The sequence below is a fragment of the Pseudarthrobacter sp. MDT1-40-2 genome (assembly GCF_059383595.1).
On sequence record NZ_JBWZCL010000001.1, the window covers coordinates 592,747 to 613,902 of the forward strand.

Below are 21,156 nucleotides of genomic sequence, written 5' to 3' on the forward strand. Positions count from 1 at the left end.
TCCTATCCGGGGCCCGGCGGTCAGCTGAATGCAGCCGCCAGGATTGCCTCCAGTTCTTCCGCCGTCCCAAGGTCATGAGGCCTGACCACGGCGTCGTCGGCAACGTAGAAGAATGCTGCGCTTACCTCTTCCAGAGGCACTGAGCGGAGCCTGGACCAGGCAAGCCTGTAAACGGCCAGCTGGACGGCCTTGTGTTTCAACCGGGCGGGAGACGGCCTGCGGCCGGTCTTCCAGTCCACCAGCTCCCAGCGGCCCGAGGCATCCTGGAACACGGCGTCCACACGGCCCCGGACGACGACAGGACCCACCCGGGTTTCCAGCGGGACCTCTACATGTGTGGGAATCCGGCCAGCCCACTCGGACCTCAGGAACGCGGCCTGCAATTCTTCGAGACCCAGCCCGGCATCGACGTCACCGTCGGCCCAGGGCAGCTCCCCGAGATCCAGCATTCCCGCTGACCCGAAGTGCTCCTCAACCCAGGAATGGAATGAAGTGCCCTTTCGCGCCGACATTCCTGGCTCCCGGGGCACCGGCCGCCTCAGCCGCGCCAGCACGGCGTCGGCGTCCTCCCCCAGTTCCACCAGTGTGGACGCCGAGATGTGCGCCGGAAGGTGGACGGCACGGCTGCGGTCGTCGGCCGAACGCCTTTCCAACAGCAGGGCAGCTTCCTCGGCCCAGCGGCCAGCATTGCCACGGAGCCCGTCCGGGTGCCCTCTGTACGGGTTCCCGCCGGCAGCAGGGTCTCCGGTGAAAGGGGCTTCGGTAATGAATTCTCCAGCAGCCGCGCCGCGACGGACCGCGTCCGCCGCCGCTTCCATGGCTTCACGGCGTCCCCGGAACAGCCGGAGCCTGGCTCCCGTCCGGGGGTTGACGGGTCCTTCCAGCGGGTCGTAGGGCCACTGGGCGGATTCGATCTCCCGGGTCAGGGGGCTTTCCTCCGGCAACGAAGCCTCATCAACCGAAGACCTGTGCACTGTGGCCGCGTTGCCGGCAGCGAGGGGCCCCAGCTCTGCCAGGAACTTGGACATCTCAGCCCTTCCGGAGCGGGAACCTACCCACGCTGCACTGGAAACCCACAGGACATGCTTGGCCCTGGTGTAGGCAACGTAGGCAAGCCGGCGTTCCTCGGCCTCGCCATGGGCCTGGACGTCGGCCCTGAACCGGGTTTCAGAGTCGAGCCAGCCCTTTTGGTCAGGCTGGTCTATGTCCCACTGGGGAAGATCCGCGCGGTCGCCCCGCAGGGGCCACGGCAGTGCCGCCGAGCCGCTGCTCCAGCGTGAATCGCGATCACTCGGGAAGGCCCCGGCGTTGAGACCGGGAACAAACACCACATCCCATTCCAGGCCCTTGGATGCGTGGACAGTCAACAGCTGCACGGCCTCGTGGTTGACTTCCGACGGCGCTCCGTCAAGGCCGTTTTCCTCAGCAGCCGCCGCCTCCAGCCAGGACAGGAACGCCAGGATGTCCACACGCTGTGCGGTCTGGAGGAATCCGGCCGCCGCGTCCTGGAAGGCATCGAGGTTGCGTCGTGCCTGGTGAATCGTGATGCCAGGCTTCGCAGCCACCTCGATGTCAAGCAACATGGAGCGTTCTACTTCTCCGAGCAAGGTGGTCAGGTCATCGCCGAGGTGGCGACGAAGCTGCCGAAGCTCCGCGGATAGTCTTCCCAGGCGTTCCCGGGCCGCGACCGTCAGCGACCGCCCCTGGCTGGACACCCAGCCCTCCTGGGGAAGCCAGTCCAGGGCCTCCACAAGGCTGGAGCCGTCCGAGATGTCGCTTTCCACGGGGGCAACTCCGCCGAAATTGTCATCCTCCAGATGGCTGCCCTCCGGGCCACGCCTCTGCTGCTCGCGGCGATGCGCCAGGAAGGATGACCAGTCGCGGAACGCCATGAGGTCCGCGGGCCCGATGCGCCATCGTGCCCCGGCCAGCAACCGCATCAGGGAATCAGAACGGCCGGGATCTGCCAGGACCCGCAGTGTGGAGACAAGGTCCACGATCTCCGGTGTATCCAGCAGACCGCCTAATCCAACGATCTCGTAGGCGATTCCGCGCGCTTCAAAGGCCTTCCGGACGCATTCCATTTGTGCCCGGCGTCTGCAGAGCACGGCGATCGCGGGCGGGACAGGCTCAGCGGACGCAACGAAGTCGGTGGCCTTGTACCTGAGGACGTCCTCCGCCAGCGCTGCGGCTTCATCTTCATCCGAACCGAACCGCCCCAGGACCACTTGGCCCTGGACAGCGGCAGGGCTGGGCTGCAGCGGGGGCACGGTGGGGCCGGATGCTGCCCCGCGTAGACCGGCCGTTCCCCCGGCGTTGGAACCGCCACTGAGCGGAGCCGCGATGATGTTTGCTGCTGCCAGGATGTTGCGGCCGTTCCGCCAGGCGGTGGTCAGGTAGGACGTGGGCGCCGGCGCAAAACCCCCTTCGGGTTGCCGCAGGGGAAATTCCTGCACAAAGTGAAAGAGCTGGCCTGCGGAGGCGCCCCGGAAACCATAAATGGACTGGTTGGGATCTCCGACTGCGGTCACGGCGTGGCCGCCCCCGAACAACCGCGAAAAAAGGACCAGCTGGGCATGCGACGTGTCCTGGAATTCGTCCAGGAGCACCACCTTGTAACGCTTCCTTTCAAAGTCACCTGCCTGCGGCACTTCGCGCGCCACGCGGGCCGCCAAGGCCACGAGGTCGCCGAAGTCCAGGGCGCCCCTGTTGCACTTAGCCTGATTGAACCTGCCAACCATGTCTGCGACGCTGGCACGGGTACGCAGCCGCCGGCTGATGTTCAGGGCTGCCTGGGTGGGATTCTTGCTGGCTTTGTGGCTGAAGGGAAGCCCCTCGAATTCAGCCACCCGCTGCTGGATCCAGTCCTCCACCTGCTGCGGCTCCTGCAGGTGCTCGGAACACTCGCCCGCCAGCTGAATCACGGCACTGATCAGGGTGGATTTGGCCGACGTAAAGTGCTCGTACTCACCGTCATAGGCTTCCACCACCTCGCTGGCCAGCTGCCAGGCCTGCGCGGCCCCAAGCAGCACCACGTCACGTTCCACGCCAAGGCGAAGACCATGGTCCGAAACGATGCTGCTCGCATAGGAGTGGTACGTGGAAACCTTCGGCTCCAAGCAATCGGGATCCAGAAGGCCCGCAGGAAAGAGCACATTCCCGGTGTCCTCGGCCGCGAGCCGCTGCAGAGCGGCCAGCTTGGCGCGGATACGGCTGGCCAATTCCCCGGCGGCCTTCCGGGTGAAGGTCACGCCCAGAACTTCTTCCGGCCGGACCCAGCCGTTGGCCACAAGCCAGACGACGCGGTCTGCCATGGTGGCTGTCTTGCCCGAACCCGCCCCCGCAATCACCAGGCGCGGCTCCAAGGGCGACGAGATGATTTCCGACTGCTCGGCAGTAGGGATGTTCTTTTCGCCCAGCAGGACGGACAGCTGCTCCGGCGTGAAGCGGGGAGCCGGCAGGGCCTGGATACCTTCGGCCACAGACTCATTGCCCCCAGCTTCCGGGGCTTCCCCATGTTCCGGGGCTTTAGGCATTTCCGGCACTGACGTAATTTCCGGCGTCGTCATTCCGTCACCTGCCGTCCACGGGCGCACAGCGGACACACTTCGGGAAGCCGGCAGCCATGGCCTCCATAACTGCCCTTGGCAGGATCGTGCCGGGCTTCGAACTCATTGCCTGCCATCACCACGGCGGCCTCGTTTACCATGTCCAGCGCCCAGTTGTCGTCGGCCGGGACGGGCTCCTGGTGCTGGGTTGAAAGCCCTTTGGCCGTGGTGCCGAGTTGGGCCAGTACCGCGCCCCCGGAGCGGGGGTCCGTCGTTGGAGACTCGAATCCGCCGGCAAGTACGGCCGCCTGGTAGGCGCCCAGCTGCGGATGCCGGGCCAGCTCCGCTTTGCCGGGCTGGCTCTTCCCGGTCTTCAGGTCCACCACCACCAGGCGTCCTTCGGCATCAATCTCCAGACGGTCCACCTGACCGCGGAGGACCGCATGGCGGAATCCGCCATCCGTTTCTGCAGTGTCTGCAGGCGGGTTCGTGGCAGAGCTTGTCTTCACCGGCACATCAGGCAGTTCCACTGAAAAGTCCTGTTCCACACCGAGCAGGGTGCGTCCCTCGCTCCGTGCGGTTATGACGTACTCGGCCAGTTTGCGCACCATGGTTTCCGCGCGCTTGAAGTCGAGCCTGCCTTCCCAGTTATCCTTCATTCCCAGTGACGGCCAGCGCCGCACCAGTTCCTCCACATAGCGGGTTCCCGTGGCGTCCGGCAGGTCCTGGGCAATGGCGTGTACCAACGTGCCCAGGCTTCGCGCAAAGTCCGTTGCCGCCTCTCCGCCGGCTGCCTGGACAAACCAGCCCAAGGGCGATTTCTGCACCGATTCGACCTTGGATGGCGATACATGGACCGTGCCGCCCCGAGCAACCACCGATTCCGTAGAGCTCAGCGGCAGCAATCCCCACCAGCTGTCCGGGTGCGCTCCGGGGACCGGCGGCTGCTGCGACGCCAGATGTGCAAGGACCCGTACGGCTTCAGCGGATTCGGCCGGAGCCGCTGCACCCACCTGGGCGTACTGGCGCAGCTCAGCTACCAGTGAGCGAAGGGTAAGCGGGCGTTGGACGTGGGTCAGCGGGCGGCTGTGTTGCCCGGGTTCCAGGGGCACTACGTAGTCAAGAAAGGACGACGGCTGTTCATCTTCGGAGGAAACCGCCGTGCAGATCAGCAGTTCCTGTGCCCGGGAGATAGCCGTGGAAAAACTCCGCAGTTCGTCATACCGGATGTCGCGTGCACGGCTGAGCGGGTCACGCTGCAGGGCGTAGTCAACACCATGTTCGACGGCGTCTGCATAGAGAGTGCTGCCCAGCAGTTCGCCACGGAGGCGGGTATTTGGCCAGACACCTTCCTGGAGGCCCGCCACTATGACGACCGGCCACTGCCTGCCCGCGGCGCTGGCCGGTGTCAGGAGCTCCACGGCATCATCGAGCTGTGCCCGGGCGGCAAGGGTATCCATGGGCAGTTCCTGGTTCAGCAGGTAGTCCAGGAACTGCTGGGGACCCGAACCCGGGAGCTGGTCCACGTAGCGCTCGGCGGTGTGGAACAGCGCCATCATGGCATCAAGATCGCGGTCCGCCCGGGCGCCGTTGGTCCCCCCGGCCATGGCTGCCTCGGTCCACGAAGCGGCCAGGCCGGTGGCATGCCAGAGTGCCCACAGGACTGTTTCCGCATTGGCGCCGGGCTGTTCTACGGCCTTCCGTCCGGCCTGGATCATCCGGGCGGTTCTCCGTGCGGCCCTGGCATCAAGTCCCAGCGTGAGCAGGGCACCCGGTTCCAGCAATGCCTCCACCAGGAGGGTGTCGCTGGACCGGCCGCCGCCGCCAAGTAACTCCTCGCGCCTCAATGCCTGCCGCAGCCTGCGCAGCTCCAGTGGGGTTGCACCGCCGATCCTCGAGGTCAGGAGCGCCACCGCGGTTTCCGGCGTCAGGGATTCAGGGTTGAGGGCAATTCCATAGGCCTCCAGCAAGGGCCGCACCGCAACTTCGTCGCGTACCGCCGATTCAGCTACCGGAACGCGGACGGGGATGCCTTGGCCGGAAAGGTAGCGTTGGAGCTGGCCGAGCTGGCCGCCTGTGCGGACCACAACGGCGATCTCGCCCAGTCCACGCCGGTGGTGGATGTGCTCTTCCAGGATCCGCTGTGCAACATACCGCAGTTCGTGGACCGGGGAGGCCACGAGGTGGCCTTCCACTCTCCCGTCCTGATCCTGGACCATGTTCCCTCCTGGCTCTCCCTCCGGAGACTCCAGGCGGCGCGCCTGCCGGCTACCGGCACGCTGGGAGATCCGGGCGGCCACTCCAAGCCAGGCCCTGGCGATCGCGGGCCGATGACGGTGCGTAAAAACCAGCGGCCGCTGCACTACGGACGTGGCGCCGGCCAGCAACGACGGAAGCTCAGCCACGAGATCCGGCCGGGCGCCACGGAAGCCCTGCACCACCGTGTCAGGGGAGCTGGTGACGAAGCAGTCCTTACCGGCAGCGATATCCGCGAGTAGTTCAAATACCGCAGGATTGGCCTCCTGGACGTCGTCAACCATGATCAGCTGCAGCTGCTCGCGCTCAGCCGCAAGGAACTCCGGGGCATCCTGAAAGATCCGCCTGGCCTCCGTGATGATTCCGGCGGGGTCAAAGGCCTCTGGCATGCGGAGGTCCAGGACGTCCCTGTACTCGGCGTAGAGGGCAGCAGCCGCTGCCCAGTCGGGCCGCCCACAGCGCCGTCCCAGGGCGGCAAGGTCCCCCGCTGTGAGCCCTGACTCAATCACCCGGTCGAAGAGTTGCCTCACCTCCTGCCGGAAGCCGCGGGTGCCTAGTGCCGCTCCAAGATCCTCCGGCCATAACAACTCCAGGCCGGGCCGGGCGTGGCCTTCGAGCAGTTCCTTGATAATCAGGTCCTGTTCCGGCCCGGATAACAGGCGGGGCGCCCGCGGCAGCTGGATGACCCCTTCCGCCTTGGCCCTCCGGATAACATCAAAAGCATAGGACGCCCAGGTGCGTGCCGGCGTGGTGCTTAGACTCCGGTTCAGCCGACCGGTAAAGCTGTCCCGCAAGCTGTCAGCGGATCTCCGGTCCGGCGCGAGGATCAGCACCCGGTCCGGGTCGATGCCGTCCTGTTCCACCCGGCGCACGGCTGCTTCAACCAGCACCGTTGATTTTCCGGTTCCCGGACCACCCGGCACGAGCACGGGTCCGGAACCGTGCGGAACCGTGACGGCCGCTGCCTGGTCCGGGGTGAGAACCGGAACCTGCAGGCCGACTGCACGAGGCGGCAGCAGCTGCAGGCCCGAAGGGGCGGAGTCAGTGCGAACGCTTGCGAGCGGGTTGGTGGTGGCTGTTGTGGTCACTCAGTCATTCCATCATCGGCCTCTGACATTTTCCGGATGCTCTGCCCGAGTTGCCCGGCGAGCGCCTCGATCCTGTCGAATTGCGCTTCAGAAGGCTGCCAGCGGGCAGCACGCAGGTCCACTCGCCAGGCGGCGTCGCCTGTCCGCAGGAACTGCTCGGGATTCCCCCGGAGCGGTGTGCCCTCGCTCATGTAGTACTGCAGGGCCGCGGCCTCATGACCTTGCGGCGCTGCCCCGCTGGCGCGGAGGACCCGCCACCAGCCCACACTGCTGCCATGATGGCTCATCACCGCGCCTACCTGCCGCGGACCACCGGAACCGAGGAGTTCTGCGATATCACCGTAGCTGACGGCAGAACCCGGAGGAACCATTCCCACCAACTCCAGGACCGCCTCCACAAACTCCATCCGCATCCCTCCAGAGTAATCGCGGGGCCCCGCCACGACTGACACTTCAGGTGTTTCGAACGCGGGTTATTCACAGTCGGGCAACCCGCCGTCGAAATCCAAAAAACTGTCAGTGTCCGCCAGTAGCGTGGGCGCATGAACACCTGGAACAACCTCCCCCGAGCAGCCTTCGATCTCGAGACCACCGGCCGCAACTCGCGCTCGGCGCGGATCGTCACAGCGTCCATCACGGTGGTTGACGGTGACGGCGACGTGGTGAACGAACACGAATGGCTGGCGGATCCGGGCGTGGAAATCCCCACCGAAGCCAGCGATATCCATGGCGTCACCACTGAAATGGCCCGGCGGGACGGACGCCCGGCGGCGGAGGTCACCCGGGAGGTTGCGGGAACCCTGCAGGCGCTTTTCGACGCCGGAACTCCCGTTATTGCCTTCAACGCCAGTTACGACTTCACTGTACTGGCGGCAGAATCGGCACGGCACGGCGTTCCGCAGCTCACCCGCTTTCCGGTTCTGGACCCTTTCATCATGAACAAGCAAGTGGACCGCTTCCGCAAGGGCAAACGCACCTTGACAGCACTCTGCGAAGAATATGGCGTAGGCCTGAACAATGCCCATACGTCAGCGGCGGACGCCCTGGCTACGCTCCGGGTGCTGGACGCCATGGCCGGCAAGTTCCCCACTCTGCAGATGCCCGCTGCCAAGCTGCACAGCCTGCAGGTGGACTGGGCCCAGTCCCAGGCGGCTGATTTCCAGGACTACCTGCGCAAAAGCAAGCCGGCAGCCGTGATCGAGGGAGCGTGGCCCGTGCTGCCGCCGGAAGACGCCAGCCGCGGGGCTTTCTAGTACAGCTGATCAAGCACTGCCTCGCGTGCAGCACGCGGGCGGCAGGGGATGCGATGGACATCACATCGAATAGCGTAGGGCCCCCACCCATCAGTCGGACGCGTGAATTCGGTCGCATTACCCCCTGCAGTACCACGTGCCCGAACAAACACCACTGCCCTAGTCGAAAATTCGGTGCTAGCGGCTTTAGAGCATCAATTCTTCGACTCACCGGTGTGATACTGCAAAGTGAGATGATTAAGTTTTGGCGATGCCGCCCTGCCCTCTGGCCGCCGCCCTGGTTTCGGCCGGCAGAATGCGCACCTCTTCCGCCAACCAACAGTGACCCTGTGACTGACATGAAAGCGATGATTTGATGAAGAAAACGGCTATGAAGTGGTTCACCAGCGTGCCTGTGGCGATCGCAGTTGCGGTCTCTCTGGCAGCCTGCGGCACCGCCAGCCCAACCGACGGCGGCTCGCCCACTGACGCGCTGGCCGGAAGCGACCAGCAGACGCTGGACCGCTATACCACCGCTGACGTCACTCCCCTGGACCAGATCGACGTCTCAAAACTGGGCTTGAACACCGAGGGCAAGCTTGAGGTAGGCACCCTGTCCGACGCCCCGCCGAACATCTTCATCGACGAGTCCGGCAAGTTCACCGGCTACGACAACGAGCTGCTGCGTGCCATTGCGGGCAAACTGGGCCTCGAGGTCGAATTCATCGCCACCGATTTCTCTGCACTGCTTTCGCAGGTACAGACCAAGCAGTTCGACGTCGGATCCTCCTCGATCTCCACCACGGACGCACGCCGCGAAAACGTTGGATTCACCAACGGCTACGACTTTGGCTTTATGGCGGTTGTTGCCAAGACCGACGCCGATGTCAAGGGCTTCGCAGACCTGGATGATTCGGTACGTATCGGCGTCGTCCAGGGAACCGTACAGGACGACTACGTCACCAACACTCTGAAGCTTGAGCCTGTCCGGTTCCCTGACTACGCCACTGTGTACGCCAACGTCCGCAACGGCCAGGTTGACGCCTGGGTGGCGCCGTCACAGCAGGCCTCCGGCCAGGTCAAGGACGGCGACGGCACCGTCATCGCTGAGTCCGTGGTCAACACGCAAAACTTCACCGCATACGCCGTGGCCAAGGGCAACCAGCCGCTGATTGACGCGCTCAACTCCGGCCTTGATGCCGTGATCGCAGACGGCACCTGGGCCAAGTTGACCAAGGAATGGTACCCGGACCGCGAGACTCCCGCTGACTGGAAGCCGGGCAGCAAGGCTGTTCCTGCTCCCCAGAGCTGAACCGGACCCAACCACTGATGGAACTCCTGGACCAGCTTGCTGAAACCTTCTTCAACTGGGAGGAAATGGCCAAAGTCATTCCCGCCCTCCTTATGGTCGGCCTGCCCAACACCCTGATCCTGGCGGTGGCCTCGGGCGTACTTGGGTCGATCCTGGGCCTGGTGCTGGCGCTGATGGCGCTCTCCCGGAATGCCGTGGCCCGTTGGGCAGCGAGGATCTACACCGACCTGTTCCGTGGGTTACCGGCCATCCTCGTCATCCTGGTCATCGGCATCGGGCTCAGTCCCATTGCCCGTGAGATCACCGGCTCGCGCAACCCCTATCCGCTGGGCATCCTGGCGCTGACGCTGATTGCCGCCGCCTACATCGGCGAGATCTTCCGCTCAGGCATCCAGAGCGTGGAGAAGGGCCAGTTGGAGGCCAGCCGGGCCCTGGGTTTCAGCTACGGCAGTTCCATGCGCCTGGTGGTAGTCCCGCAGGGCATTCGCCGTGTCCTGCCGGCGCTTGTCAACCAGTTCATCTCCTTGCTCAAGGACTCGTCACTGGTGTTCATGCTGGGGCTTGCGGCCTCGGACCGGGAGATCTTCCGGATCGGCAATGACGCCATGGCCAACACGGGAAACCTCTCCCCGCTGGTTGCCGCCGGCGTGGTCTATCTGATTATGACCGTCCCGCTGACGCACTTCGTGAACTTCATCGACAACCGGCTCCGTACCGGCAAGCCGGAGAAGAAGGAACCCGATGAGCTGGCGGCACCGATCGGAAAGAAGGCCTGACATGACGGAATTTACTTCCGGCACCCTGACCGGCAGGAACATCCACCTTTCCTTCGGCAGCAACCACGTGCTCCGGGGCATCGACCTGCACGTCGAGAAGGGCACCACGGCCTCCGTGATCGGCCCCTCCGGCTCCGGCAAGTCCACGTTGCTGCGGGTGATGAACCGGCTGATTGAACCGGACGAAGGCGACATCCTGCTCGACGGCCGTTCGGTCCTGAAAGATAACCCTGACGAACTGCGCCAGCGGATCGGCATGGTCTTCCAGCAGTTCAACCTGTTCCCCCACAAGACCGTGGTGGAGAACGTGTCGCTGGCCCTCCGCAAGCTCAAGAAACTGGGCAAGGACGAAGCACATGCCCAGGCCATGGAGCAGCTCGAGCTGGTGGGCCTCAAGCACAAGGCGGACGTGCGGCCGGCCAACCTTTCCGGTGGCCAGCAGCAGCGCGTTGCCATCGCCCGGGCCCTCGCAATGAAGCCCGAGGTGATGTTCTTCGACGAGGCCACGTCAGCCCTGGACCCCGAGTTGGTCAAGGGCGTCCTGGCCCTGATGGCGGACCTCGCCAAGGGTGGCATGACCATGGTTGTTGTCACCCACGAGATGGGTTTCTCTCGGAACGTCTCGGATTCCGTGACCTTCATGGACAGCGGCGTGGTGGTGGAATCCGGTCATCCGGAGCAGATCTTCACTGCGCCCAGCACAGAGCGGTTGAAGAGCTTCCTCTCGGACGTCCTTTAGCCTCAACGCGAAACCCCGGCTTCCGGAGTTGTCCACCCCGTACGCGAGGTGGACAACTCCGGAGGCCGGGGTTTTTCCGTTCAGCCGATTACGGTGCCGGGCTAAGCGCTAGCTGCCGCGGCCGCCCGGGCGGCGGCGGGCAGCGCGTCGAAGATCCGGTTCATGGCGGTGTCGTCGTGCGCCGCGGACAGGAACCAGGCCTCGAAGACCGACGGCGGCAGGTACACGCCGGACTCGAGCATGGAGTGGAAGAACGGTGCATAACGGAACGACTCCTGCTTCTGCGCGTCGTCGTAGTTGTGTACTCCGCTGGCGGAGGTACCAAAGGCCACCGAGAACAGGTTGCCCGCATGCTGGATGGAGCAATCCACTCCGGCGGCATCCAAGGCAGCCGAAAGCGCAGCAGACAGTTCCAGCGCGCGCTGGTCGATGTAGGCATAGACCCCGCGCGTCGCGTTGGTCAAGGTTGCCACTCCGGCAGCCATGGCCACCGGGTTACCGGAGAGCGTACCCGCCTGGTAAACAGGACCCACCGGCGCCAGGTAGTCCATGACGTCGGCACGGCCGCCAAGTGCCGCCGTCGGCATTCCGCCGCCAATAACTTTGCCGAAGGTCAGCAGGTCCGGGCTCCACGGATCAGAGGTATCAAGGGCGCCGCCGGTCAGCCCCCAGTAGCCCGAGTAACCGGTACGGAAACCGGTCAGGACCTCGTCGAGGATCAGGAGGGCGCCGTATTGGCGGGTGATCCGGGACAGGCCCTGGTTGAAGCCGGGTGCCGGGGTCACAACACCCATGTTGGCCGGTGCTGCCTCCGTGATGACGGCGGCAATGTTTTGGCCGTGGACTGCGAAGGCGGCTTCCACGGCGGCGAGGTCGTTATAAGGCAGCACCAGGGTTTCGGCGGCCGTTGCTTCTGTCACACCGGCGGAGCCAGGCAGCGCAAGCGTGGCCAGCCCGGAGCCGGCGGCGGCCAGGAGCCCGTCCAGGTGGCCGTGGTAGCAGCCTGCGAACTTGATGATGAGGTTGCGGCCGGTAAAGCCGCGTGCCAGGCGGACGGCGGTCATGGTCGCCTCGGTGCCTGTAGACACCATCCTGAGCCGTTCGACCACGCTCACCCGTTCCTGCACGATGGCCGCGAGGTTAGCTTCATCCGGGGTGGACGCACCGAAGGACAGGCCTCGGTCCACCGCTGCATGCACGGCATCAAGGACGGCAGGGTGTGCGTGCCCCAGCAGCGCCGGCCCCCACGAGCAGACCAGGTCAACGTATTCGTGACCGTCGGCATCTGTCAGGTATGGGCCTTTGGCAGAAACCATAAACCGCGGTGTGCCGCCTACGGAGCCGAAGGCGCGGACCGGTGAGTTTACGCCTCCCGGCATCAGCTGGCGGGCGCGGTCGAAGAGTGCCTCGTTGTGAGGATTGCTGGAAGTCATGGTTCCTATTCTTTCAGTTAGCGGCCAGTTCCCCGGCCAGCAACTCAGCCACCTTGGGCGCCACCGTCGTGCCCATCAGCTCGATGGAGCGCATCATGGCTGAATGCGGCAGCGGCCCGTTGCTGTACTTGAGGTCAAAGCGGTCCACGTTGAGGTTGCGCTTCAAAAGGGCGATCTTGCGGGCCACGGTGTCCGGCGAGCCAACGTACAGTGCGCCTTCCATGGAGCAAAGCGCGTCGAACTCGCCACGCCCTGCAGGACCCCAGCCACGCTCTGCCCCTATCCTGTTCCGCAGCGCCAACCAGTGCGGGAAGAGCTCCTCGCGGGCCTGCTCATCCGTTTCGGCAACATGGCCAGGCGAATGCGTGGCCACCTGCTGCATGGGGTGCCCGTACTTGGTCATGGCTTCCCGGTACAGCTCTGCCAGCGGAGCAAAGCCGCGGGGCTGGCCACCAATGATCGCGAAAATAATCGGATAACCGTATTGGGCGCAACGCAGCACCGATTCGGGGGTTCCGCCCACGCCGATCCAGGTAGGCAGAAGGTGGTGCTCCAGCGGAGGGTAGACCATCAAGCCGTTGATAGCTGAACGGGTGGTACCTTCCCAGTGCACGGGCCTTTGGGCTCTTACCTTGTCGAAAAGTTCCAGTTTCTCTTCAAACAATGTTTCGTAGTCCGCCAGGTCCAGGCCGAACAGCGGGAAAGACTCCACGAAGGAGCCGCGCCCCAGCATCACCTCGGCACGGCCGTTGGACAGCGCATCCACGGTGGAGAAGCGCTGGAACACCCGGATGGGGTCGTCGGAGCTGAGCACAGTGACCGCAGACCCCAGCTTGATGCGTGTGGTGCTTGCCGCTGCCGCTGCGAGGAACACCTCCGGAGCCGAGACAGCGTAATCCTTGCGATGGTGCTCCCCCACCCCGAAGGCATGCAGCCCGACGGCGTCAGCCAGTTGCGCCTGCTCCAGCAACTGGCGCAGCACCTGGGCATGCGGTTGCGGGGTGCCATCATCGCTGAGGCCGACGTCGCCGAACGTGTTCAGGCCAAGCAGAATCTGGTCAGGCCCTACGGGGGAGGTGGGAGTGGGTGGAACGGTGACGGCGTTCATGATTCCTCCAGCCAGGTTGCGAGCTCGGCGGCCCAGTACGTGAGGACCATGTCCGCCCCTGCCCGACGGATCCCGAGTACGGACTCGGTAATGGCGGCGCGGCGGTCGATCCAGCCGTTGGCGGCGGCTGCCTCGATCATCGCGTATTCACCCGAGATCTGGTAGGCAGCGACGGGTACCGGGCTCATCGACGCAACGTCGGCCACGATATCCAGGTAGCTCATGGCGGGTTTAACCATGACGATGTCAGCACCTTCAGCCAGGTCCAGTTCCACCTCGCGCATCGCTTCCCGCCGGTTTCCGCCATCCATCTGGTAGGTGCGGCGGTCGCCTTTCAGCTGGGAATCGACGGCTTCACGGAACGGTCCATAGAACGCAGAGGCGTATTTGGCGGCGTAGGCGATGACGGACGTGTTGACGTGCCCGGCGGCATCCAGAGCGGCACGGATGGCGGCGATTTGACCGTCCATCATTCCGGAGGGCCCAAGCATGTGGGCACCGGCGTCGGCCTGTGCCACTGCCATGCGGGCGTAAATTTCCACGGTGCGGTCGTTGTCCACATAACCGTCGTCGTCGAGCACTCCGCAGTGCCCGTGGTCCGTGAATTCGTCGAGGCAGACGTCGCTCATGATCACCATTTCGTCGCCAACCTCGGCCCGGACTTCACGAATGGCCTTGTTCAGTACCCCCTCCGGATCCAGCGACGCGGTACCTTCTGCGTCGCGGACCTCGGGAATACCGAACAGCATCAGTCCGCCCAGGCCGAGCTCAACAGCCTCAGCGGCTGCCCGCTTCAGGGTGTCTGTGGTGTGCTGGACAACGCCAGGCATAGAGCTGATGGGATGCGGCTCGGTCAACCCCTCCCGGATGAAGGCCGGCAGGATCAGTTCCGCGGGCGCCAGCCGCGTTTCCGCCGTCAACCTGCGCATGGCGGGGGTGGTACGGAGCCGGCGGGGCCGCTGCTGCAAGAAACTCATGCCTTATCCTTCATTCGGGGTTCCTGACCTGTCAAAGTTCAACTCATTGTCCCCGCGGGAACCGTGCACTGCCCGTTCGACGGCGGCTGCCACACTTTGCGGGCGAGGGTTTGCCGCCACAGTGCGAACACGCAATCCCCGTTCCCGGGCTTCCGCATCAGTGGCGGGTCCAATCACCACTAAAGAGCAACTGTCCAAGGGCATTTGCAACTCTGCCAGCCGGCGTACCTGGCTGGGGGAAGCAGCAACCATGGCGTCGATCCGTCCCTCTGCCAGCTCGTGGCGTACCGCCTCGGGCGTCAGCAATCCCTCCGCGGGAAGAACGGCCGGATAAAGGGCCCGCACCGGATCGGCAGGGTATGGAACCGTGCAGTAGGCCACTACGCAGTGGACATCGAGGCCTTTGGCCTGCAAACCGTCGCGCAGGGTTACCGCCGCGATGTCCGCCTGCGGCAGCAGTACTTCTCCACTCCCACCTGGGGCGGGCCCGTCCGGCCACTCCACCAGCAGCCCTGCCGCCGATTGCTGCGCGGGCATCAGGGCGGCGATAATTCCGGCCCGTTTCAGCGCGGCTGCTGTGCTTGCTCCAACAACTGCAACCCGGGTCCGTTCCGGGACCGCCGCAGCCAGCGTTGTGCCGGAGCGGGCTGCAGCCCCGGCCAGGGCGTCGACAGTGGTAGCACTGGTGATGACCAGCCAGTCGTAACGGCCCCGGGCCAACTCGCTGACATCCTGTGACAAGGCCGCTGCATCTGCTGCCGCTTCAAAGTCAATAAGCGGCAGGAACGCGATGTCCGCGCCGGCGCCTTGAAGAGCCCGCGACAATGCCGTTGAGCGATCCGGACGCCTGGTCAACAGCACGCGGACGCCAGCCAGGGATGGCTGCGCTGCCGCCACCATTCCAGCCCCTCCAGACGCCTGGCGCTCCATGTTCTGCGGTTTAGGAAGACGCCGTCAGGTCCGCGATGTCGGCGGCACCGGCCGCCAGGAGGACCTCAGCCAGTTCAATGCCCAGTAACGTAGCGCCCACCTCGGTCAGGCCATCGGTGGCCCGCTTGTCCCGTACAGAGGCGGTTCCGTCGACGGCACAGACTGCGGCCTCCAGGTACAGCATGCTGCCCTTGCGGTACGCGTAGGCGCCCACAGGAGCTGCGCAGCCTGCTTCAAGCCGGGCCAGCAGGGCCCGTTCCGCCGTCACGGCCAGGCGTGTGTCCGGGTCGTTCAGGGCGGCCAATGCCTGCGCCAGGACGGCAGGCGTCTCCCCTGAAGCCTGCGGGGATTCGGAGGCCCGGCATTCGATCGCCAGCGCTCCCTGGCCGGCGGCCGGGAGCATCACGTCGGTCTCGAGGTATTCGCTGACGGTATCGAGCCGGCCGATCCGTTCCAGGCCGGCCGCTGCGAGGACCACAGCGTCGAGGTCGCCGGTCTTGCCAGGCACGACGTCGGCAGGCGCGTTACCGGCAAGGCCAGCCACCCTGCCCAGCCGGGTATCCACGTTGCCACGGATATCGATGACCTGAAGGTCGGGCCTGGCAGCCCGCAGCTGCGCGGCCCGGCGTGGTGATCCCGTACCGACAGAAGCGCCTTCCGGCAGGTCAGCCAGCTTGAAGCCGTTCCGTGCGCAGAGGACATCGCGGACGTCCACGCGCTTCGGCGTCGCGGCCAGGCTCAGGCCGGCAGCGGCACCGGTGGGCAGGTCCTTCAGGGAGTGCACGGCTACATCGCAGTCGCCTCGAAGCAGCGCGTCCCGGAGTGCGGCCACAAACACGCCGGTCCCGCCCATTTGGGAGAGCGATCCGGTCAGGACGTCGCCGTCGGTCCGGATATGGACCAGTTCCACCGGAAAGCCTCCGACGGCGGCCAGTTGGTCTGCCGTCTGCTGCGTCTGGGTGAGGGCAAGCTTGCTGGCCCGGGTGCCGATCCTGACGGTCATTGCGAATCCTGCTTTCCCGCAGTTCCGGCGGTGCCCGTGGTTCCGGCGGTTCCGGCCGATGCCCCCGGCGCCACGGGGTAGGAGTCGTGACCGGTGCCGACTGTAGTATCCGCACCGGCAATGGTTGGCTTTTCGCCGCGGAAGTTGGCGCAGCAGCCCGGGCGGCAAACGTCGTACCACGGGCCGAGGGCTGTCACTGCCGGGCGGTTTGTGATGGTGTGTTCTGCGGTCCGCTCGCAGACGAGGTCCACCAGGCCATTGACGAACTTCTCGTGCGTACCGGGGGTAGGAACGCGGGTGGCCGTCAGGCCCAGCCGGCTGCAGGTTTCCAGGGCTTCGGTGTCGAGGTCCCAGACAACTTCCATGTGGTCACTGACAAAGCCAAGCGGGACAATGACGACGCCCTTGATCCCCTGGCCTGCCAGTTCCTCGATGGCATCGTTAATGTCCGGCTCCAGCCACGGCACATGCGGGGCTCCGGAGCGCGACTGGTACACCAGGGACCATGGGGCGGAAAGGCCGGACTCAGCCTCAATCCGCCGCATGATTTCCGCGGCAGCAGCGAGGTGCTGGGCAGCGTAAGCGGAATTCTCCTCGAACTGGCGCGGCTCGTCCTCGGACCGGCCGGACGCCTCGGCGTCACGGGTGGGAATGGAGTGCGTGGCAAAAAGGACCTGCACCGGGGCGTCCCCGGCACCCTGGGCAGCCAGCCTGTCCAAAACCTCGGCCAGCCCTGCCTTGGTGCCCTCGATGAATGGCTCCACGAAGCCGGGGTGGTCAAAATACTGCCGGACCTTGTCCACTTCCAGGCGGCCATCCAGGCCCGTCTCCGTCAGTGCGATGCCAATGTCCTCGCGGTACTGTCGGCAGCTGGAGTATGACGAATAGGCGCTGGTGGTGACCATCAGGAGCCGGCGATGGCCGGCGTCGTATGCTTCCTGCAGGGTGTCACCGATGTACGGAGCCCAGTTCCTGTTTCCCCATAGCACCGGCAGGCTGATGCCACGCTCCGCGAGCCTGGCCTCGAGCGCTGCTTTCAGGTTCCAGTTCTGTTGGTTGATGGGGCTGATGCCGCCGTTGGCCCGATAGTGGTGCGAGACCTCTTCCAGCCGCTCGTCCGGGATGCCGCGTCCGCGGGTCACATTACGCAGGAAGGGAATCACGTCTTCCTGGCCCTCGGGACCTCCGAAGGAGGCAAGGAGAATGGCATCGTAGGCCTTCGGAGCCATTCTGCCCCGTTCAGTGACTGTGTTGACGGGGTACAGCTGTCCGGCAGGGGCGGCCCCGTCGGCGGATTCCGTCGGATGTGAAGGACTCATGCAAACACCTCCGCAACTTCCGCAGCCGAGATCCGGCGCCCGGTGTAGAACGGGATTTCCTCGCGTACATGGTTCCGTGCCTCAGTTGACCGCAGGTGGCGCATCAGGTCAACCAGGTCCACCAGCTCAGGTGCTTCCAGGCCAAGGATCCATTCCCAATCGCCCAGCGCGAAGGAAGACACCGTGTTGGAGATGACCTGCGGGAAGTCCCGGCCCAGCAGGCCGTGGTCGCGCAGCATCTTGCCGCGCTCGGCGTCCGGCAGCAGGTACCACTCATAGGAGCGTACGAAGGGGTAGACACAGAGCCATTCCGCCGGCTCCACGCCACGGGAGAAGGCCGGCGTGTGGTTCTTGGCGAATTCGGCTTCGCGGTGCACGCCCATAGCGGACCAGACGATACTTGTGCCGGAAAACAGCTTGCTGCGGCGGATGTCGCGGATGGCCTGCTGGAGTGCTTCGGGGCGCGGACCGTGCAACCAGACCATGACATCGGCGTCGGCACGCATGGCGGAAACGTCGTAGCTGCCGCGGTGCACCACTCCTGCCGCGGCCAACCGCATCAGCAGGGCTTCGAAGTCCTCTGCAGCTTCGCCGCTGCGCAGGACGTCAGTGTCGCGCTTGAAAACGGTCCAAAGGGTGAAGAACTGCTCGACTGAATTCCCGGTTTTAGTGACAGATTCGGCAGAAGTGTGGCTCATGGTTACAAGTTTGCCCCTTTTGCCGGGGGTAAGTCGAAACAAAATAGTTCTACAGGCCGTAGAAGTGGCACATATCACAACTCGGCGTCCGGATCCTGCGCCAGGGAAGCTACCTCGCCGGGCTCACGGGCCCGGCCTGGCGCCTGGTATCAGCCACCACGGCCGCCAATCCATTGCCAGCGACCCAACCGCCCACTACCGTCAAGCCACCCACTTCGGAACAAATCCTCCGCACCTGGGCTACTCTCTGGCGGTGCCCGACTGCGGCGAACGGCAGCGCCCCCTGCCACCGCACCACGTCCCAGCCCCGAACATCTGCCTTGCCGAGCGGAACGCCCAAAAGCGTGGAAGCATCAAGCAGTGCCGTCTCATAGAGTGCGTGATCGGCCTGGGTGCCGGGCCTGGCCTCGGCCACCGGACTGGTCGCTGCAGTTGCGTTGACTGCGTTTCCGTTAACTGCGCTTCCGCTCTCCCGAACACCATCCCTGCGCCCATAGGACAGCCGCACCACGTGCTTCCCCGGCCCGGCCTGGTCCTGGAGCCACTGCCACTTGCCGGTGGCATGGGTCAGCGCCTTGGCCTGCACTCCACCGGCCCCCGGGGCAACCAGGATGCCGGTGCCGCGCGGCCGCGAATCCAGCGCAGGCTTCTCCACCACGAGTGTCACCAGCCGCACATCCGGACCGGCAGCAGGGCGCAATTCCGCGAGCGCCGGGACGGCCTCCGCGAGAAGTCCGACGGCGGCGGGACCGTCCAGTGCCATCACCAGCTGATCCCCTTCATAGAGGGAGTCCGACGCCGCCGCAGTCCAGTGGCCTTCGCCGTTGCGGCGGACGGATGTGACCCTGCGGCCCGGCAGCAGGGCGACGCCCAGGTGTTCCAGTTCGGCGACCAACGCGCTCACCAGGGTATGCATTCCCCCTGTCAGGCCGGCGACGGCGGAACCTGCTTTCGCGGTCTTGGAACCACCGCCGATATCGCTGTTGCTCAAGCTGCCAATGCTGGGTCTGCGCAGGTTGGCGACGGAAGCTGCCAGCGATCCGTGCTCACGGAGCCCGGCGCGTAGCCCGGGCGCCACCATGTCCACGTCCAGCAACGCCGGATCGGCCGAGTGCACTCCGCCCACCACGGGATCCACAAGGCGTTGCAGCACGCGTTTCCCCATCCGACGCCGGACCAGGTTTGCAACACTGGTGACGTCGCCGCCGTTTCCCACAGAACGGGGCAGAAAGCGGTCCGCAGAGGCTCTCAAGGCACCTATGAACCCGAGGGTCCGGCGGACCTCAGGGTCCCAGGGATTGGCAGGGATGCCCAATACTCCGGTCCGGGGCAACTCCCGCGGCCCGCTTGGCAACAACACCCAGGCACCTCCGGGCAGCGGCGCAGTGATCTTGCCGGCCAAGCCCAGTTCGGCGGCAAGATCCGCTGCGGCACTGCTCCGGGTGGCGAAGGATTCCGCCCCACTGTCCAGCGTCAGGCCGGCTACCGTGTGGCTGCCAACGCAGCCGCCCCAGCGACGCGTGGCTTCCAGGACGGTGGTTTCATGGCCGGCCAGTGCCAGCTCCCGTGCCGCTACCAGTCCGGAGATTCCGCCACCGATCACCAGCGCCCGCATGGCTTACTCCGGAGAATCCGGAGAAATGGAGTGGATGAGCTCCACGACCCTGGTCAGTACCGTGGGATCCGTTTCCGGCGGCACGCCGTGGCCAAGATTGAGGACGTGGCCCGGAGCAGCGGCACCTGCCGCGATCACCTCACGGACGTGCGCCTCCAGCACCTCCCATGGGGCGGGCAGCAGCGCGGGGTCGATGTTTCCCTGCAGCGGAACCTTTCCGCCCAGGCGGCGGTTGGCTTCGTCAAGCGGCAACCGGTAATCCACACCCATAACGTCCACGCCGACGTCGTGCATGGCCACCAGCAGCTCCGACGTACCGGTGCCGAAGTGCACCAGTGGAGCGCCGAAGCCGCGGACGTGGTCCAGCGCGCGGGCGGAGGACGGCGCCACGTATTTCGAATAGTCGGCAAGGCCAAGGGAGCCCGCCCAGGAATCAAACAGCTGCGCGGCGGAGGCTCCGGCTTCCAGCTGAGCGCGGAGGAACAGGCCTGAAGCGTCAGCGGCCCAGGTGGCCAGGGCCTGCCAGGTTTCGGGATCGGCGTGCATCATGGTGCGGGGACCCAGGTGGTCCCGGGACGGCTTGCCCTCAACCATGTAGGCCGCGAGGGTAAACGGTGCGCCGGCAAAACCGATCAACGGGGTGCTGCCCAGCTCGGCAACGGTCAGCCGGACGGCCTCGCGGATGGGCTCAAGCGCCTCCCAGGTCAGTTGCGGCAGGGCTGCTACGTCTGCCGCTGTCCGGACCGGGTGGTCCAGGACTGGCCCGACGCCGGGAACGATGTCCACGCCGACGCCCGCTAGCTTGAGCGGAATGACGATGTCGGAGAAGAAGATGCCGGCGTCCACGTCGTGGCGGCGCACGGGCTGCAGCGTGATCTCGGCCGCAAGCTCCGGACGAAGGCAGGAATCAAGCATGCCAATGCCTTCCCGGACCTTGAGGTACTCCGGCAGTGAACGGCCAGCCTGCCGCATGAACCACACCGGCCGGCGGGACGGACGTCCGCCACGGTAAGCAGTGATCAAGGGTGAGTTTGCCGTACGGCCATCCATCAGCGGGTGGGCGGCGGCGAGGGTGCCGGCAGGGGTCACGGCTGGGCTGAAAGTCATGCTTCGATTGTGGCA

The 21,156-nt window shown here is 65.4% G+C and carries 16 protein-coding genes; 4 read left to right on the plus strand and 12 right to left on the minus strand.

Going from position 1 to position 21,156, the window contains the following annotated elements:
* Positions 1-20: 20 nt before the first annotated feature.
* Genes AC50X5_RS02750 through AC50X5_RS02760 form a run of 3 tightly spaced genes read right to left on the minus strand, consistent with a single transcriptional unit; the run spans position 21 to position 7,305 of the window.
* Positions 21-3,536, minus strand: a complete 3,516-nt coding sequence (locus AC50X5_RS02750; RefSeq protein ID WP_494975214.1) for an ATP-dependent helicase — start codon at positions 3,534-3,536, stop codon at positions 21-23.
* A 29-nt stretch (positions 3,537-3,565) separates the two neighbouring features.
* A complete protein-coding gene (locus AC50X5_RS02755; protein WP_494974614.1) occupies positions 3,566-6,892 on the minus strand; it encodes an ATP-dependent helicase in 3,327 nt (1,108 codons plus the stop codon).
* Positions 6,889-7,305, minus strand: coding sequence for an MGMT family protein (locus AC50X5_RS02760; RefSeq protein WP_494974615.1), 417 nt, complete (start codon positions 7,303-7,305; stop codon positions 6,889-6,891). The genes AC50X5_RS02755 and AC50X5_RS02760 overlap by 4 nt, the downstream gene beginning before the upstream one ends.
* A gap of 129 nt (positions 7,306-7,434) precedes the next feature.
* Between AC50X5_RS02760 and AC50X5_RS02765 the strand changes: the two genes are divergently transcribed.
* The 4 genes from AC50X5_RS02765 (at position 7,435) to AC50X5_RS02780 (ending at position 10,951) form a co-directional block, all read left to right on the plus strand.
* Positions 7,435-8,145 (plus strand): 3'-5' exonuclease, encoded by a 711-nt coding sequence (locus AC50X5_RS02765; protein WP_494974616.1) that lies wholly within the window; start codon positions 7,435-7,437, stop codon positions 8,143-8,145.
* Positions 8,146-8,500: 355 nt separating this feature from the next.
* Positions 8,501-9,436 carry an ABC transporter substrate-binding protein gene (locus AC50X5_RS02770; RefSeq protein WP_494974617.1) on the plus strand — a complete coding sequence of 312 codons (936 nt, stop codon included), beginning with the start codon at positions 8,501-8,503 and terminating at the stop codon, positions 9,434-9,436.
* Between the two features lie 17 nt (positions 9,437-9,453).
* Entirely contained in the window at positions 9,454-10,212 is a 759-nt protein-coding gene (locus tag AC50X5_RS02775) for an amino acid ABC transporter permease (RefSeq protein WP_494974618.1), read from the plus strand.
* A gap of 1 nt (position 10,213) precedes the next feature.
* A complete protein-coding gene (locus tag AC50X5_RS02780) occupies positions 10,214-10,951 on the plus strand; it encodes an amino acid ABC transporter ATP-binding protein (protein WP_494974619.1) in 738 nt (245 codons plus the stop codon).
* Between the two features lie 101 nt (positions 10,952-11,052).
* Here AC50X5_RS02780 and hemL read toward each other — a convergent pair whose 3' ends face one another.
* The 9 genes from hemL to hemE all read right to left on the minus strand — a co-directional run bounded on the left by hemL (position 11,053) and on the right by hemE (position 21,141).
* Complete coding sequence (hemL, locus tag AC50X5_RS02785) at positions 11,053-12,384, minus strand: glutamate-1-semialdehyde 2,1-aminomutase (protein WP_494974620.1); 1,332 nt, start codon at positions 12,382-12,384, stop codon at positions 11,053-11,055.
* Between the two features lie 13 nt (positions 12,385-12,397).
* Complete coding sequence (locus tag AC50X5_RS02790) at positions 12,398-13,492, minus strand: LLM class flavin-dependent oxidoreductase (protein ID WP_494974621.1); 1,095 nt, start codon at positions 13,490-13,492, stop codon at positions 12,398-12,400.
* On the minus strand, positions 13,489-14,469 hold the full coding sequence (gene hemB / locus AC50X5_RS02795; RefSeq protein ID WP_494974622.1) for a porphobilinogen synthase: 981 nt from the start codon (positions 14,467-14,469) through the stop codon (positions 13,489-13,491). The genes AC50X5_RS02790 and hemB overlap by 4 nt, the downstream gene beginning before the upstream one ends.
* Positions 14,470-14,472: 3 nt before the next feature.
* Positions 14,473-15,369, minus strand: coding sequence for a uroporphyrinogen-III synthase (locus AC50X5_RS02800; protein ID WP_494974623.1), 897 nt, complete (start codon positions 15,367-15,369; stop codon positions 14,473-14,475).
* A gap of 40 nt (positions 15,370-15,409) precedes the next feature.
* Complete coding sequence (gene hemC / locus AC50X5_RS02805; protein ID WP_494974624.1) at positions 15,410-16,402, minus strand: hydroxymethylbilane synthase; 993 nt, start codon at positions 16,400-16,402, stop codon at positions 15,410-15,412.
* Positions 16,399-17,631, minus strand: coding sequence for a ferrochelatase (locus AC50X5_RS02810; RefSeq protein WP_494975215.1), 1,233 nt, complete (start codon positions 17,629-17,631; stop codon positions 16,399-16,401). Before AC50X5_RS02810 ends, hemC begins: the two co-directional genes overlap by 4 nt.
* Before the next feature lie 86 nt (positions 17,632-17,717).
* Complete coding sequence (hemQ, locus tag AC50X5_RS02815; protein ID WP_463934503.1) at positions 17,718-18,419, minus strand: hydrogen peroxide-dependent heme synthase; 702 nt, start codon at positions 18,417-18,419, stop codon at positions 17,718-17,720.
* A gap of 109 nt (positions 18,420-18,528) precedes the next feature.
* Positions 18,529-20,034: a protoporphyrinogen oxidase gene (gene hemG / locus AC50X5_RS02820; protein ID WP_494974625.1), complete on the minus strand. Its 1,506-nt coding sequence runs from the start codon at positions 20,032-20,034 to the stop codon at positions 18,529-18,531.
* 3 nt (positions 20,035-20,037) lie between these two features.
* The gene (gene hemE, locus AC50X5_RS02825) at positions 20,038-21,141 is read right to left on the minus strand and encodes a uroporphyrinogen decarboxylase (protein WP_494974626.1); all 1,104 of its coding nucleotides are present in this window, start codon (positions 21,139-21,141) and stop codon (positions 20,038-20,040) included.
* Positions 21,142-21,156: the final 15 nt, after the last annotated feature.

Bases quoted from the DNA above. Each gene is read 5' to 3' on its own strand.
- AC50X5_RS02750 (WP_494975214.1), bottom strand. From the start codon at position 3,536: ATGCCTAAAGCCCCGGAACATGGGGAAGCCCCGGAAGCTGGGGGCAAT.
- AC50X5_RS02760 (WP_494974615.1), bottom strand. From the start codon at position 7,305: ATGCGGATGGAGTTTGTGGAGGCGGTCCTGGAGTTGGTGGGAATGGTT.
- AC50X5_RS02765 (WP_494974616.1), top strand. From the start codon at position 7,435: ATGAACACCTGGAACAACCTCCCCCGAGCAGCCTTCGATCTCGAGACC.
- AC50X5_RS02770 (WP_494974617.1), top strand. From the start codon at position 8,501: ATGAAGAAAACGGCTATGAAGTGGTTCACCAGCGTGCCTGTGGCGATC.
- AC50X5_RS02775 (WP_494974618.1), top strand. From the start codon at position 9,454: ATGGAACTCCTGGACCAGCTTGCTGAAACCTTCTTCAACTGGGAGGAA.
- AC50X5_RS02780 (WP_494974619.1), top strand. From the start codon at position 10,214: ATGACGGAATTTACTTCCGGCACCCTGACCGGCAGGAACATCCACCTT.
- hemL (WP_494974620.1), bottom strand. From the start codon at position 12,384: ATGACTTCCAGCAATCCTCACAACGAGGCACTCTTCGACCGCGCCCGC.
- AC50X5_RS02790 (WP_494974621.1), bottom strand. From the start codon at position 13,492: ATGAACGCCGTCACCGTTCCACCCACTCCCACCTCCCCCGTAGGGCCT.
- hemB (WP_494974622.1), bottom strand. From the start codon at position 14,469: ATGAGTTTCTTGCAGCAGCGGCCCCGCCGGCTCCGTACCACCCCCGCC.
- AC50X5_RS02800 (WP_494974623.1), bottom strand. From the start codon at position 15,369: ATGGTGGCGGCAGCGCAGCCATCCCTGGCTGGCGTCCGCGTGCTGTTG.
- hemC (WP_494974624.1), bottom strand. From the start codon at position 16,402: ATGACCGTCAGGATCGGCACCCGGGCCAGCAAGCTTGCCCTCACCCAG.
- AC50X5_RS02810 (WP_494975215.1), bottom strand. From the start codon at position 17,631: ATGGCTCCGAAGGCCTACGATGCCATTCTCCTTGCCTCCTTCGGAGGT.
- hemQ (WP_463934503.1), bottom strand. From the start codon at position 18,419: ATGAGCCACACTTCTGCCGAATCTGTCACTAAAACCGGGAATTCAGTC.
- hemG (WP_494974625.1), bottom strand. From the start codon at position 20,034: ATGCGGGCGCTGGTGATCGGTGGCGGAATCTCCGGACTGGTAGCGGCA.
- hemE (WP_494974626.1), bottom strand. From the start codon at position 21,141: ATGACTTTCAGCCCAGCCGTGACCCCTGCCGGCACCCTCGCCGCCGCC.